This is a genomic window from Shewanella pealeana ATCC 700345, from assembly GCF_000018285.1.
Classification (GTDB): domain Bacteria; phylum Pseudomonadota; class Gammaproteobacteria; order Enterobacterales; family Shewanellaceae; genus Shewanella; species Shewanella pealeana.
In genome coordinates, this window is record NC_009901.1 from 3,426,193 (window position 1) to 3,440,795 (window position 14,603).

Here is a 14,603-nt window from a genome sequence, read left to right on the forward strand (position 1 = left end):
ATAAAATATTTGTAATGCCGCCGTCAACTCCACAAATTAACTGATATTTTTCAAACACCACTGTCCTTCTAAATGGCCCCAAGGCAATAATATTGCGCCTGAGGCCCACATCTATGCTTTAGCCTTTATCTGCTAGTTTTGATGAAAAGGGGTTACGCCTAACTCGCTCTAAAAACTGGCAAATAAACACAAAAAATACCGGCACAAATAACACGGCAAATACCGTGCCGGTAAACATGCCACCAAGCACACCAGTACCAATCGAATTTTGGATCTCTGAGCTGGGTCCACTGGCTAGATAGAGTGGAATGATGCCGCAACTAAAGGCCAAAGACGTCATCAAAATAGGCCTAAGTCTTTGCTTAGTCGCTAGCAATACCGAGTCGACGAGGCTACTTCCTTCAGCCAAAGCTTGCTTAGCAAATTCAACAATTAGAATGGCATTTTTTGCAGATAGGCCAATGATGGTCACTAAACCCACTTTAAAAAACACGTCATTGGCAGCGCCACTTAGCATCACAGAAGCAATTGCCCCAATAATCCCTAACGGCACTACCAAAATAACCGCTAAAGGGATAGACCAACTTTCATATAACGCTGCCAATACTAAGAAAATAACCAGCATAGAGAACAGCAATAACCACACTGTTTGAGACTCAGCTTGTTTCTCTTGCAGTGACAGCCCCGTCCACTCAACTCCCGCAGCCGTAGGCAAAGATGCAGCAATGCGTTCTACCTCTTGCATCCCCTCTCCAGTTGAAAATCCTGCTGCTGGCGACGCCGATACTGCCACGGCCAATAAACCATTAAATCGTGTCAATTGCTGCGGCGCCATTTGCCACACAGGGGTGACAAATTCAGAAAGATAAACCGTGCCGCCTTGCTCATTACGGATAGCCAGTTGCAATATATCCTCAAGTTGCATTCTTGACTCAGCTTGAACTTGAACAATCACCTGTTGCAAACGACCATTATTAGGAAAATCATTAACGTAATTTGAGCCCATTGCAGTAGAGATAGTTTCGCTAATCGCGTTAAAAGGCACCCCTAGCGCCCGTGCTTTGGCGCGGTCAATATTAAGATGTATGCCACTGGTTTCTGGCAGCGCCTCATAGAACACAGATGATAGCTTTTCACTGGCATATGCCTGCTCAAGGAATTCCTTTTGGATCAATTGGAAGCGCTCGTAACCTGCATTACCACTGTCTTGTAATTGGAAAGATAAATTGGATGAGCTCCCCAAGCCATCTATCGCAGCAGGTAACACACTAAATATTTCTCCTTCCGTTAAATCACTTAAATAATCACTTAACGCTGCCACTTCTTGTTGTGTAGAGCTACCACCACGTTGTTGCCAGTCTTTTAAGGTCGTAATTCCAAAGGCTGAACCAGAACCTGTACCACTAAAACTGAAACCAAGAATACTCATGCTCGCATCAACGGCCTCCCTACCTAAAGTAAACGCCTCCATTTTACTCACCACATCCATAGTCCGCTCTACCGTCGCATCAGGCGGCAGCTGGATAGACGTCATAAAGTAGCCTTGATCTTCTTCGGGTAAAAAGGTGCTCGGCACTAGAGTAAAGCTATAAATACATGCCACCACGAGTACGATGTAAACTGCCATCACTCTGCCCGTTCGTTTAACGAGATGGGCAACACCAGCCGTCACTTTTTGTGTAAAATTGTGGAAGTTACGATTAAACCAGCCAAAAAAACCAACGCTTTTATGGTCATGCTCTGTCAAAGGCTTTAATAGAGTTGCACACAAAGCTGGCGTCAATGTTAGGGCTAAGAAGGCCGAAAATAAAATCGACACCGCCATTGCAAGCGAGAACTGCTGGAAAATTGTGCCTACCGAACCCGATGCAAATGCCATAGGTATAAATACCGCAGACAACACAGCCGTGATCCCAATAACTGCGCTATAGATGCTTTTCATCGCCTGCTCTGTGGCCGCTTTGGGTGGCAAGCCTGTTTCAGCCATTACTCGTTCAACGTTTTCAACCACTACGATGGCATCGTCAACAATAATACCGATAGCCAACACCATACCAAACATAGTGAACACATTGATGGAAAAGCCCATTAGCCACATCACTGCAAATGTACCTAACAGTGCAATAGGTGCAACAATGGCAGGAATAAGGGTATAGCGAATTTTCTGTAAAAAGAGATACATGACTAAAAAAACCAACACCATTGCTTCGAGCAGTGTCACGATCACTTTTTGAATCGAGATCTTGGCAAAGATAGCGGCATCGGAGGTAATCGAATAGTCCATATTGCTGGGCATGGCAAGCTTAAGCTCAGCCAATCGGTCTCTGATCCCTTGCGAGGTCGCAATCGCATTCGCTCCAGGCGATAGCTGAATCGCAGCAGATGTCGACTGCTGACCATTTTCCCGATTACTAAACAGGTAATTTTGTGCCCCAAGCTCAACTTTAGCTACATCCCCTAATAGGACCATGCCAGCGTCAATATTGGAACGCAGCACAATGGCTCTAAATTGCTCAGGGGTTTCTAATTGCCCTTGGGCGGTTAGAGAGTGCACCGTCATTTGGCCGCCAGATGTCGGAGAGTCACCCACTTTGCCAGGAGAGATCTGCACATTTTGCTCTGCAATGGCTAATGTCACATCTTCCATCGTTAAGTTATAGCCTGTCAACGCCACCGGGTCGACCCAGATCCGCATCGCAAACTCAGCGCCATACATCTGTACTCGTCCCACACCGGGCACGCGCTTTATCTCCTCAACGATATTTCGCACCATGTAGTCACTCAGTTGCTGCTCTGAGTAATCACCACTCGGTGAGATAAGTCCTAAATACATCAGGTTATTTGAAGAAGTTGTTTCCACCGTGATGCCGATTTGACGAACCGCTAAAGGTAGTCTTGGCTCAATCGCCCTGATCTTGTTTTGGATCTCAACCTGAGCCATCTCAGGATCGGTACCATTTTCAAAGGTCACCGTGATTGAGGCGCTGCCGCTAGCATCTGACGAGGAGCTAAAATAAAGCAGACCATTAATCCCTGAGATCTCCCGCTCAATCAAGGTCACAACACTGTCATTAATGGTTTGTGGACTGGCACCAGGATAGGATAGATACAAACCAATACTCGGCGGCGCAACGCTAGGAAAACGCTCGACAGCCAACTTAGGAATGGCAATCACGCCTGCGATGCTAATTAAAATAGCAATAACCCATGCAAAAACAGGTCGAGAAATAAAAAAATGCGACACAATAAACTTCCTCTTACACTAGCCGTTGATACATTACTGTTGCCAATCTGACAGGACTAACTCAGCCCCTTCGCGCAGATTATCTTGGCCAGTCACAACCACAATATCGTTTGGATTAATACCTTTCGAAATGACATATCGTCGCTGTTGCAGCCCTTCTAGTTGTACTGGTCTTTGCTCAAACTTATCGTTAACAACAATGTAGACAAACGGCGAGCCCGCACTGTTACGGCGAACCGCGTGCTCCGGAACTGTGATTGCTTGTAACTTCTGACGGGGAATTTGAGTTCGTACATACATGCCTGGTAGCAGCTGTTGCTTAGCGTTATCAGCAATAATTCGAATAACCAGATCGCCGGTATTTTCATCAACGCTGATCCCTGAGAATAAAATTTGCCCTTCAATATCATCTGCACTCTCTGCAGACGACTGCACAATCACCTTGACCCCTTGCTCACTGTTTTTCTGTTCATTGGCTAATAAACGTCGCAATACCCCAAGTTTCGATGCGGGTTGACGAACATCGATATAGACCTTATCAATCTGCTGAATGATGGCTAATGGCTGTGGCTCGGTACGGCTCACTAAACTTCCCTCAGTCACTAATGCCTCACCGATAATCCCTGAGATAGGAGCTGTTACTTTCGCGTACTCAAGTTGTAACTCACTATGCTTAAGTTGAGCTCGATTTTGCTGCACAGTGGCGGCTGCAATTTGTAAGTTAAAACTGGCCTCTTCAAAAGCCTGCTTACTTACCGCCTTAGTACGATCTAATTGAGTAAAGCGATCAACTTGGCTTTGTATTAACGCTAAGTGAGCCATAGATTGCTCAAGCGCTGCTTGCTTTATCTCAACATCGATAATGAAAATGTCTTGGTCAATTTGAAACAGTGCATCGCCTTGCTCAAGCGTATCTCCTTGTTTAAATAATCTTTGGGTGATGATCCCTTCAACCTGAGGGCGAATTTCAGCGCTACGTAATGGGCGCACTCGCCCTTGTAACTCATCAAATAAGGTGACTTGAGTTAACTCGGCGGTTACGGTGGCAATATTGGCGGTGTTTGGATAATTAAACGCCTCGTCAGTGCCACTTTTCTCACAGGCTGTCGTCCAGAAACAGACCACTGCAAACAGCCCTAAACGGGTAATTTTTTTTAATTCACTAGCCATATATTATCTTCACTCATACCTGACAGGCACAGCCTATGTTGTATCTCAATGAAGACAAAACCTAGGCATTAAAATTGATTGCGACAGATTAAATGAGCAAAGGTAAAAATAGGGTAAACAGGCAGGAATAAACAAATGCTAGCCGAGCCATTTCTTGAATAACTTTACTCTATATTTACCCTTGAGCCACTAAGCTGTAATCTCCTAGCCCGAATGACTGAAAACAGCTAAAAATTTTGATTGGAGAACAGAGATGATCCGTGTTTTATTGATTGAAGATGATCGCGATCTCGCCGAGACGCTACTCCAATTAATGGAGATGTCACATATGCTTCCCGATCATGCCAGCAATGGTATTGCAGGGCTTAATTTAGCCAGCAACAATCACTACGATGTACTGGTTATCGATGTCGGCCTACCAAAACTTGATGGCTATAGTATCTGCAAGCAGTTGCGCGCAAATGGCGCTGATACGCCAATACTTTTTCTAACAGCCTTCTCCAGTATTGACAACAAGCTAGAAGGGTTTGCCTCAGGAGGAGATGACTACCTTGCTAAGCCCTTCGATAATCGAGAACTTATTGCTCGTATAACAGCCTTGTCAGGCAGAAAAAGTAGCCATGTAAAACGGCTTGATATCGCGGGCTTAATCATGAATTGTGAGCAACAGCAGGTGTCCTATCAAGGACAAACTATTGAGCTTACTCCTGCCTGCTATACCCTGTTAGAAATGTTGATGCGCGCAAGCCCTGAAGTAGTCAGTCGTCAATCATTAGAAAACAAGTTATGGGGCGACGAGCCGCCAAGCAGTAATGTGCTTAAAGCACATATCTATTATTTACGCCGGGCATTAACTCAGGTACAGCTTGCACAAATGCTGTATACCTCTACGGGAAGAGGTTGGGCACTGCGCCCAAGTAACACACTATGAAACTTCGGCAGAGCTTAACCGCCTTATTACTCGGGGGCGCTGGTTTTATTCTGTTGCTACTCGTGCTCAGCTACACCCTGTGGGCAAGAGAGAACTACTTTCGCGCCTTAGATACTTCTTTCAGTGTGAGTATGCATAAAGCTCAGGAGCTTATTAATCAACAAGGATTTGACAGCATTACGCCCGGATTAGCGATTATTGATGCTCAGCTATTTCGTCAATACAAAGCGCTACCAGAGAGTATTAGACTGACATTTTCAGAAAAACAACTACAGGTTGGCCAGCATTATTACGCCGATGGTATAACCCAAAATGATAAAGCCAAACACCGAGATTTCTTTATCTATACTGCACAGCATAACGAACAAGAGATCTACTATCTCGTGCAGCAATATGAAGAATCTGACAGTCCTAGCTATTGGGATATTGCAGACTCTCAGCTGCAACAGATCTGGGCGGTATCGGCTATCGTTACCCTGCTACTCGTCATATTAATTTTGGCTTGTTTTCGTTACTTAGCGAAACCGATTTACAGACTCAATGCTTGGTCCAAACAATTAAATAGTGCCGATCTCAGCAAGCCAATTCCTTCTTTTGAATACCAAGAGCTCGATCGCCTCGCCGAGCAGATTATGCATAGCTTGCGGGAAGTCGATAGTGTGTATCAACGCGAGTCACAGTTCCTCCAATACGCCAGTCACGAGCTAAGAACCCCAATTACTGTCGTAAAAAGCAATGCTGCACTACTAGAGCAACTAGTCCCACCAAGTAACATGCCGCCGTTACAACGTATAATAAGGGCGAGCAATACCATGCATCATCTCACCGAGACATTATTGTGGCTGACACGTAAAGATATGGCACAACCGATAGCCAGTCAGTTCCAATTCGATTCGTTGATCAATGAACTCATAGAAGAGCATGATTATTTACTCAAAGGAAAAAATGTTGAGTTGCAGGTCAAGATTGCCACACAAGCGGTTGTACTACCGCAAACCTTAGTTAGAATAGTTACTGCAAACCTCATCCGCAATGCGATGCAACATATAGATGAAGGCGTTATCAGCATTGTTCTGGACCAAGAAAAGCTCACCATAGAAAATAAGGGCGAAATGCTAAGCGATATTTCATCCAGAAGCGGCTCAGATGGGTTTGGCCTTGGGCTAAAGCTAATTCATCAAATTTGTGAACAACAAGACTGGCCATTCACAACAGCAAACAAACCGCAGCACTATACTGCTAGCATCAGCTTTCTGGCTCCGATGCAACTCTGACTAAACGACTAGATTAAACGGAAAATAATACAATGATAGAGCGTATTAGAAAGGCTTACGATGGCGAGATTTATGGGATCTCTTTTTTCAGCTATTTCGCTAGTAACTATCAATTAGCGCCATCTTCAAAAACACTTTGGAAGGCCTTAATTCAAGTTGAGACGCTAACGGCTGATCTTCTCGAAAATACGTTAAACAAGCATCAAGTACAGTACGATAGAAATAACCTTGTAATGATCAACAAGGGAAGTAAGGATGCCCAAGAATGGGTCCATTTACCATGGGGGGAGTTAATCGAGACCCTGCTCAGTTGGGTGGATCCTTACGAAAAAAAATATCGTTACTGGGAAGATGAAGCAAGAAATGAAACTGAAACGTTCCAATTAATCGCAGCTCATGAAACGGCCATCTATGAGTGTTGGCAAGCAGAGGAAATTGGAATGTCTGGGGTACCGATACTTTTAGAGTTTATAAAAAAGTATAATCAAAAATAAACAGTTTCATGGCTTAATTGAGCATGTTCAACTTCCTGAACTCACCGCCAAAAGGCTGCAACTAACTGTCGGTTAAAGTCTTTTTAGCCTGTAAAGAGCAATAGTGCGCATATCTATGTCATTCCAAAACATGGGGAGCGATATAGACCTAATTAATCCCATTACAGACTCTAAGCAGAAAACAAAAAATCCGGGAAGTTCACTTCCCGGATTATATTGAAGCGCAGCAATTAAAACCTATTCACCGCCATTGGCTGCCTTATAGTCAGCCTCCCATTTAGGCACGACTTTCTCGATAAAGATGGCTTTATCTGCATTCATCTTATCCATATCCATGCCTAAGACCGCTTGTGCTTTTGCTTTAGTTGAAATATCAGGAATGGTGACCGCAGCTTTAACGCCTTGAGTATCCAAGACTTTCGCCAATTTAGTCCGAGCTTCAGCGCTTTTAGTCAGTGAGGTTTCTAAAATGCGTAAGCCTTCTTCTGGGGCATGTGCCGCAATACCGTGGGACGCAATCGCAAAGTCCCAGCGCCACTGTGCGTGACGAATATCGGTTAATGCCGCCGCCATTTGCTGCTCTGTCGCTCCTGCTTTCCATGCTGCAGCCGCTTCAAAGTGAGCTTTAACGAGTTCTGCCTCAGCTTTAAGCTTAAGCGCATTGACCTTATCTTTATTCGCTTTAACTAAAGACTGCAATTGCTCTTTGGTCTGCTCATGACAATTTGCGCAGGTAAATTCAAACTTATCAAATGGGCTACCCACATTATGGTCGGTGTATTCCTTCCCCTCAGCATTGGTGACTCGCGGCATATGACAATCGGTACAAGATACGCCCATATCTCCGTGCATACCTAGCGCTGTGGTTTCATAGCCAGGATGCTGAGCTTTTAACATTGGTGCTTTTGACAGTTGATGAGTCCAATCTTTGAACTTCAACTTGTCATAATACGCTTCCATATTCTCTACCGTGGTGCCGTTATCCCAAGGGAACTTAACCCAGTTTGGGTGCTCAGCCGTTTTCTCAAAGTAATACTCTACATGACACTGTCCGCACACCATATTTTGCTTTTCGCTCTTTTCAGCCTTATCAAACGGTGTACCTATCGCTTCAAAGGCGCGTTCGGCAAAGGGTCGTGCAACTCTTAACTTTGATGTCCCAGGTTTATGACAATCTGCACAGCCAATCACATTGACGATTTCAGGGCCACCTTTAGCCCACTTACCACTGAAATACTCCCCTTCGCCTTGTCCCTCGATAACTCTCGGAACATCTGGGCTCTTACAACTCCAGCAGGCCATCGGCATAGGGCCTTCATCTTCTTTCATTGGGGCGCCGGTTCGTAACGTGGTTCTCACATCGGTAATAGCATATTGGTGCCCTCTAGGGGCATTATAATCCTTAGAGAAACCATAACCCGCCCACAGAATGACCAAGTTAGGGTCACCTGCTAATGCGTCATCCACCTCTTTACTCTCAGCTGTTTTTTGCCAGCTTTGGTATTGCTTAGGAAAGCGTTTTTCGTACTGGGCATTATCTGCAGGGTTCGTTTTTGCAATTGCTGCGCTACTAAACAAACCTATGCAAACTCCAGCAATCAAAGGGAGTTGGTATGCTCTCATAGGGTATCCATCCATTACATAAGGGTATTGTGATATATAAAATGTAGTCGCTGCTAATGCATTGTCAAAAAACGCATAAAATTAGTTATCAAACAAAAGAAAGCTGTAGATAGAGTTTATAAACGCTTAAATTCTGGTTCGCTTGTTATGTCTTTGTCTAGAGTTAAACTAGATAAATCAGTATAAGCTTGATTAAGGAGCTAGTTTTGAAAATAGAACTCTCTGGCGAGCACACCATTTCCGTGTTTCAACTGACTGCAGTGTTCAGTATGTTGTTTGCCTTAGTGGGATTTAGTTATAACGTCTGGCGCATGCAGATCACCGAGTACAATAGCAATGTACGTTCGGCAAGTTTTGAACTGCTACTGCAGCTATCTGAGCTTGAGTCAATCGTGTACGCCGCCCATTACGATCAAGATGTTATTCTAGGCAACCCGCGTAAAGGCTGGGTGAAGGTGAATTTGATTGCCGACTTGAGCATGATAACAGAGCCCGAAATCGGTTTTGCTGCAGAGGAGCTCAAACTGAGCTGGCAATCAAATTGGCAGCAATTGGCCGATGATGAAGCTAGCGCCCAAGCCGTTGTCATTAAAATAGATGAGACTCGTGCACAAGTGCGGATCCTGCTTAAGCAGTTAGATTGAGCCACAATCTAACTGAATCAACATCTGTTTACGCCAACATCTGATATCGGCAGCTAAACAGAGCGGTTTTACTTAACCGCTGCAACAAATGCGATTTCAACTAAATATTTAGGATCGGCAAGTTCAACTTTCAAGCATGCACGGCTTGGTGCACAACCCTCTGGTAACCATGCTTGCCACGCCTGATTAAATACCGCTACGTTAGCAAAGTCAGTCACATAGATAGTCACTGATAGAAGACGTGACTTATCGCTGCCCACACTGGCTAATGTCGCTTCTGCTTGAGCAAATAACTGCTCAGTTTGGCTAAGCATATTGCCTTCAGGATCGGCTGCAATCTCAACAAAATGCACCATGTTATTAAACACTGTTGCATCGGACCAATTGGCACATGGGTTAACACGTTGAATATCCATTTTAAACCTTAAAAAAACTCATCGAAATAGTGTGCAGATTTTAGCAGAAATACGCTATTTACCTAGATAAATTCCCTAGACCACACCAATATGCAATGCCGCGCACATAGCGCGATAGGCTTTGATGCTAAAATCACTGATTAGTGACTTTCATCCCTAGATTTAAGTAAACAACATGACTCTTAGACGCTCATTAGGCCAACAGTGGAGTAAGTCGATTCTTGCTCACAGACTAGCTTTAACCCTACACAGTAGTGACAAGGTACAGCAGCTATTTGGCGGTGCTACCTCTCTTACCACTGTGACCAACACAATTTCTGCATTGGTATTTGCTGAGGGCGACCCAGTTTGGCTTCCACCTATGGACAGCAGTGAGCAGACGCCACTCGGGCAAGAGTTTGCCCTGCACTGTTTATTTGCCGCCAGTCGTTTACTGTTTGTCAAAGAGATTGAGCAAGGCGAACTCAATCAAGCGGAGCATCTGGTGCTAACGATTGGTTACCAGTGGAGTCAGTCGCTTATTAAGTCCGAAGATGAGCATCCGCTCGCCAACAGTGAATCAACAAGCAGCGAACTCGGCGCCGATGCGTTGCAACTGTGTCTACTGCTGCAAACCATCAATACTCAGCTCGAAAAAGTGCGCAGTGACAAGCGCCAATCGAGCCGCAATATGGGTAGTCATGGTTAGCTTTTACTAGATTTTATAAATAAAAAGCCCGCAAACTTTCATTTGCGGGCTTTTTGTCGTGCTTTATTTGGCGCAATTAGCGAAACAGTCGCTTATCCAGTGCTAATACTTGAAAGTCTTGCTGTAACTGCAACAAGAAGTCTGTAGTTAACAGCGCTATTCCACGATAAAAATCTGTCTTGGCATGCTCATTGGCTAACTCACAGCAGCGCAATGCCCACGGCAATAGGTGTTGCTGCAATAGCACTTGAATAAAGCGGATCAAAGCTTGGTTATCAATTTCGCTCTGCAAGCGACCAAATGTTTGGTCGAGTACAGCGAAAAACAAACCTATATGGTCAATGGGCTGCTTGTAATCGAGTTGTAACTCAACCCCATGAGCGCGATAGTAATCCATCAACTCAACGGTAGTTCTATCGTTAATTAACTGCTCTTCACACAGGTAAACTGAGCCTTGCGGCACAGCTGTCGGTTCGCCTGGTCCAAAGAAAAGTTGGCCGTAATCCAGCTTTAAGGTGATTAATGCCTTCTCCGAATCCGCAGCATCAATATCAGAAGACCATTGCTGTAAAAAATCTCCCAGCAATTTGCGACCAGTGCTGTTTTGCTGACGCTGAGAAAATTCAGGCCAGCTGCCAGCCACATCACACTCTTTTAGCCCATCGATAAAATCGGCCTCTGGATAACGAATAAGGCAATGATGCAGTATTCGCGCTAGCCCTTGGTACTCGACAAAGTCAATATTGCTTATAGATGATTGAGTAAGCGCTGATTGTGTTAACGGCTGCGTGTTTGAAGACATAGTTGACCTTAAAGCTAAGCGGGCCATTAAGCCCGCTGATGTATTATTTAAAGACTTTTGTTATCCAAACAACTGAAATTAAACTTCAGTTGGGTTTAGGATATCGCCGCCTTGTCCACCATTCACGTTCGCCTTAATGATAAGGTTTGGTGAAGTGATTGACTCTGGTGGCAGCGGTGCAATGTGGCCATCGCCGTTACCATATTTAGCGCGTAGGTTATCCATGGTATCAAAGTCTAGTGCACGTAGTGGGCAAGACTCAACACATACAGGCTTACGGCCATCGGCAATACGCTCGAAACAACCATCACACTTGGTCATCACTTTACGTTCACGATCGATTTGTGGAGCATCATAAGGACATGCACGGGCGCAGCTTTCACAACCGATACATAAGTCTTGTGCAACGTGAACTAGACCATCTTCACGGCGCTTATGCATAGCGCCAGTTGGGCAAGCCTTAACGCACACTGGCTCAGAACAGTGGTTACAACCAATAGACATGTAGTAAGCAAATACACTTTGCTCAAAACAGCCGTTTTGGCCTTCAGTCCATTGTCCGCCGCCGTATTCGTACACGCGGCGCCAAGTCACGCCATTTAGCGCAGGAACGCCATTTTGTTCAGGATTGGTATTGTTACGGATCTCGTTACCTTGACGGTCTTTACAAGATACATGGCACGCTTTACAGCCAGTACACTTAGTGCTGTCGACGTAAAAACCGTATTGAGTTGCTTCAGTCATAATTAACTACTCTCTTAAATCTTTTTAATGGCAACACGAATAGTGTGCTGTGGGTTACCTTTAGCGACAGGGCTAGGCTGGTAGCGAGTTAACGAGTTAATTGCGCCGCCTTCGTCAACGATATGGCCAGTACTGCCTCGCTTGTTGCCAGGGTTGTACCAAGCACCTTGTCCTAGGGCAAATACACCTGGCGCAACACGTGGTGTGATACGTACAGTCACTTCAATTGAACCACGCTCGTTGTACATCTCAATCTTGTCGCCAGAGCTTAGGCCGTGCTTAGCACCGTCCATTGGGTTAACCCAAACAGCGTCTTCTACCGCTTCACGCAGCCATGGAACGTTGTGGTAGCTTGAGTGGGTACGGCCCTTAGTGTGGTAACCCGCTAGCTGAATTGGGTAATCTTCTTTAGTGCCTTCATCTTCATAACCGTCCCACGTTACTGTGTACTGTGGAATAGCTGTGATGGTGTCGCCCTTAACGTTTGTAGGATTTTGAGTACTGTTCTCTTGGTCCCAGTTAGCCGCACGCCATGCAAGTTCAGCAGAATAGATTTCAATCTTGCCACTTGGTGTTGATAGCGCTTTACCGTCTTTCACAAAGCTTTGCAGTGCAACGTGGTTATCGTTCATGTTCTTACGGAAGAAACCAATCTCTTGTGCTTCTTTGTAAGTTGCAGGGAACGCTGGAGAAACACCGATGTTGTTGCTGTTAGCTTTAGTGCTTTGATAAAGCTCTTCTAACCACTCATCTTCGTTTTTGCCGTCTCTAAAGCCAGCGCCAACGCCCATCTTGTCAGCGATCATCGCAGCCGCTTCGTACATAGACTTACAATCCCACATAGTCTCAACAGATGAAGACATGGCAGTTAGGTAACCTAGTGAGCCTGAAGCGTATGAGTCGTTAACTAAGTCGTTTGACTCTAACCAGCTAGTATCCGGTAAGATGATGTCAGCAAACTTAGCGCCAGGCGTCATCCAGCAATCACAAGATACGATGAATAGATCTTCAGCATTACGGAAGATATCAGCCGTATTGTTGATTTCAGCGTGCTGGTTCAGTAACGAACTATCTGATGCAGACAGAATGAACTTAATGTTTGCGCCAAGTGGCGTATCTAAACCGTCAGTACCACGAACGCCGTGACTACGAGCAGTCATATTAACGCCGTTATTAATCGCTTCAGACCAAGTGAAGAAAGAGATGCTTTCTGTAACTTTATTTGTACCTGTTGGAATTCCTGCACGAGACATGCTGCTCATGTACGGTAGTTCACCATTTGATGCACCGCGAGTACCTAGCTTACCGGTTAGCACTGATAGCATGTATAGAGAACGCATGCTTTGCTCGCCGTTTGCTTGGCGGTTAACGCCTGCGCCCACAACGATGTAAGGAGCTTTAGCTGTCATTAGCTTGCCAGCGATGTAGCGGATTTTCTCTGCAGAAATACCACAGATTTTTTCAGCCCATTCTGGTGTCTTAGCGTCAGTGTAAATACCTTGACCTAGAATGTAGTCTTGGTAGTTTTCATCTGAGTTCATTACCTTAGCGTATTCTTGGTCAGTCGCATCGCTGCTCGCTGCAAAAATCGCTTTTTGATCTTCAATTGACTGCTTGTTGAAACCAACTGAATGCTCAAGTACAAACGGTAGAGATTGACCAACAAAGTTAGCGTGGTTGATCATCACATAGGCAACCGCTTCAGCAAACGCAGCATCAGTACCTGGACGGATTGGTAACCAGCTTGATTCTTTACCTAGCATGGAGTCAGTGTAACGAGGGTCGATCATTACCACTTCTAGGCCATTATTTTTCTGCAATGCCTGTAGGTAATCGTAACCTTCGCCTGAACCCGATTGACGGATCTCGCTTGGGTTGTAAGCAACACCTAAGAAGAAGTCACTGTCTTCAATAGTGATGGTTGACGAACCGCTAGTACTGCCAGTACCGAAGGTGTGCTTAGCCGCTTCCATCTGCTGCGCCCAAGAGTAGTTACCATAAGCATTTAGGCAACCACCATTTAGGTTAAATAGACGGTTGAAACAGGCATTTGATGCAAAACCGTAGTAAGCACCAGAACCGTAGCTACGGAATACTGACTTAGCACCATTTTCTTGTGCGTAAACAGCAGCAAGCTTTTCAGCGATAATGCTGGTTGCTTCGTCCCAGCTAATGGGTACAAATTCAGCTTTACCACGCTCACCAACACGCTTCATTGGTGTTTTTAGGCGGTCAACAGCGTAGTTTCTTTGACGTAGTGAACGACCACGAGCACAAGCACGTACTTGGTGTAGACCGTAGTTGTCTTCAACTTCATGGTCAGTTTCAACACGGGTCACGATACCGTCTTTAGTAAAGACCTTAATTGGACAGTTAGAACCACAGTTAACTAGGCAAGATGACCAGTTTACCACTTCGTCAGTCACTGGCGGCTGTGGTGGAATAACATTGGCATCATCAGAGCTTGAATTACAGCCGGTAACTGTTGCAGCGCAGCCCAGCGCGGCACTCATTTTTAAGAAACTTCTACGTTCCATAATCTTGTTTTCCTCAAACTTATTAATATCTGACTC

12 protein-coding genes are annotated in these 14,603 nt (G+C 45.0%); 5 read left to right on the forward strand and 7 right to left on the reverse strand.

Annotated elements, in window-relative coordinates:
- Positions 1–118: 118 nt before the first annotated feature.
- Positions 119–3,244 carry a multidrug efflux RND transporter permease subunit gene (locus SPEA_RS14850; protein WP_012156032.1) on the reverse strand — a complete coding sequence of 1,042 codons (3,126 nt, stop codon included), beginning with the start codon at positions 3,242–3,244 and terminating at the stop codon, positions 119–121.
- 33 nt (positions 3,245–3,277) lie between these two features.
- Entirely contained in the window at positions 3,278–4,414 is a 1,137-nt protein-coding gene (locus SPEA_RS14855; RefSeq protein WP_012156033.1) for an efflux RND transporter periplasmic adaptor subunit, read from the reverse strand.
- 253 nt (positions 4,415–4,667) lie between these two features.
- Between SPEA_RS14855 and SPEA_RS14860 the strand changes: the two genes are divergently transcribed.
- From SPEA_RS14860 to SPEA_RS14870, 3 genes are read left to right on the forward strand one after another with little or no spacing between them, the layout of a single operon-like run.
- The gene (locus SPEA_RS14860; protein ID WP_012156034.1) at positions 4,668–5,345 is read left to right on the forward strand and encodes a response regulator transcription factor; all 678 of its coding nucleotides are present in this window, start codon (positions 4,668–4,670) and stop codon (positions 5,343–5,345) included.
- A complete protein-coding gene (locus SPEA_RS14865; protein WP_012156035.1) occupies positions 5,342–6,619 on the forward strand; it encodes a sensor histidine kinase in 1,278 nt (425 codons plus the stop codon). The genes SPEA_RS14860 and SPEA_RS14865 overlap by 4 nt, the downstream gene beginning before the upstream one ends.
- A 32-nt stretch (positions 6,620–6,651) precedes the next feature.
- Entirely contained in the window at positions 6,652–7,113 is a 462-nt protein-coding gene (locus SPEA_RS14870) for a hypothetical protein (RefSeq protein ID WP_012156036.1), read from the forward strand.
- A 237-nt stretch (positions 7,114–7,350) separates the two neighbouring features.
- Here the strand turns inward: SPEA_RS14870 and nrfA are convergent, their stop codons facing one another.
- Positions 7,351–8,736 carry an ammonia-forming cytochrome c nitrite reductase gene (nrfA, locus tag SPEA_RS14875; protein WP_049767975.1) on the reverse strand — a complete coding sequence of 462 codons (1,386 nt, stop codon included), beginning with the start codon at positions 8,734–8,736 and terminating at the stop codon, positions 7,351–7,353.
- Between the two features lie 206 nt (positions 8,737–8,942).
- Between nrfA and SPEA_RS14880 the strand changes: the two genes are divergently transcribed.
- Complete coding sequence (locus tag SPEA_RS14880) at positions 8,943–9,380, forward strand: hypothetical protein (protein ID WP_012156038.1); 438 nt, start codon at positions 8,943–8,945, stop codon at positions 9,378–9,380.
- 68 nt (positions 9,381–9,448) lie between these two features.
- Here the strand turns inward: SPEA_RS14880 and SPEA_RS14885 are convergent, their stop codons facing one another.
- Entirely contained in the window at positions 9,449–9,796 is a 348-nt protein-coding gene (locus SPEA_RS14885; RefSeq protein WP_012156039.1) for a RidA family protein, read from the reverse strand.
- A gap of 175 nt (positions 9,797–9,971) precedes the next feature.
- On the opposite strand from SPEA_RS14885, the gene SPEA_RS14890 reads away from it, so the two are divergent.
- Positions 9,972–10,484 (forward strand): hypothetical protein, encoded by a 513-nt coding sequence (locus SPEA_RS14890; RefSeq protein WP_012156040.1) that lies wholly within the window; start codon positions 9,972–9,974, stop codon positions 10,482–10,484.
- A 76-nt stretch (positions 10,485–10,560) separates the two neighbouring features.
- On the opposite strand, the gene SPEA_RS14895 is transcribed toward SPEA_RS14890, so the two are convergent.
- From SPEA_RS14895 to SPEA_RS14905, 3 genes are all read right to left on the reverse strand, one after another.
- A complete protein-coding gene (locus SPEA_RS14895) occupies positions 10,561–11,286 on the reverse strand; it encodes a TorD/DmsD family molecular chaperone (RefSeq protein ID WP_012156041.1) in 726 nt (241 codons plus the stop codon).
- Positions 11,287–11,364: 78 nt separating this feature from the next.
- Positions 11,365–12,030, reverse strand: a complete 666-nt coding sequence (locus SPEA_RS14900) for a DMSO/selenate family reductase complex B subunit (protein WP_012156042.1) — start codon at positions 12,028–12,030, stop codon at positions 11,365–11,367.
- Positions 12,031–12,044: 14 nt separating this feature from the next.
- Complete coding sequence (locus tag SPEA_RS14905; protein WP_012156043.1) at positions 12,045–14,567, reverse strand: DMSO/selenate family reductase complex A subunit; 2,523 nt, start codon at positions 14,565–14,567, stop codon at positions 12,045–12,047.
- Between the last annotated feature and the right edge of the window lie 36 nt (positions 14,568–14,603).

Excerpts from the sequence above, each read along its gene's own strand:
- SPEA_RS14905 (WP_012156043.1), bottom strand. The coding sequence starts at position 14,567 with ATGGAACGTAGAAGTTTCTTAAAAATGAGTGCCGCGCTGGGCTGCGCT.
- SPEA_RS14890 (WP_012156040.1), top strand. The coding sequence starts at position 9,972 with ATGACTCTTAGACGCTCATTAGGCCAACAGTGGAGTAAGTCGATTCTT.
- SPEA_RS14895 (WP_012156041.1), bottom strand. The coding sequence starts at position 11,286 with ATGTCTTCAAACACGCAGCCGTTAACACAATCAGCGCTTACTCAATCA.
- SPEA_RS14865 (WP_012156035.1), top strand. The coding sequence starts at position 5,342 with ATGAAACTTCGGCAGAGCTTAACCGCCTTATTACTCGGGGGCGCTGGT.
- SPEA_RS14855 (WP_012156033.1), bottom strand. The coding sequence starts at position 4,414 with ATGGCTAGTGAATTAAAAAAAATTACCCGTTTAGGGCTGTTTGCAGTG.
- SPEA_RS14900 (WP_012156042.1), bottom strand. The coding sequence starts at position 12,030 with ATGACTGAAGCAACTCAATACGGTTTTTACGTCGACAGCACTAAGTGT.
- SPEA_RS14860 (WP_012156034.1), top strand. The coding sequence starts at position 4,668 with ATGATCCGTGTTTTATTGATTGAAGATGATCGCGATCTCGCCGAGACG.
- SPEA_RS14870 (WP_012156036.1), top strand. The coding sequence starts at position 6,652 with ATGATAGAGCGTATTAGAAAGGCTTACGATGGCGAGATTTATGGGATC.
- SPEA_RS14885 (WP_012156039.1), bottom strand. The coding sequence starts at position 9,796 with ATGGATATTCAACGTGTTAACCCATGTGCCAATTGGTCCGATGCAACA.
- nrfA (WP_049767975.1), bottom strand. The coding sequence starts at position 8,736 with ATGAGAGCATACCAACTCCCTTTGATTGCTGGAGTTTGCATAGGTTTG.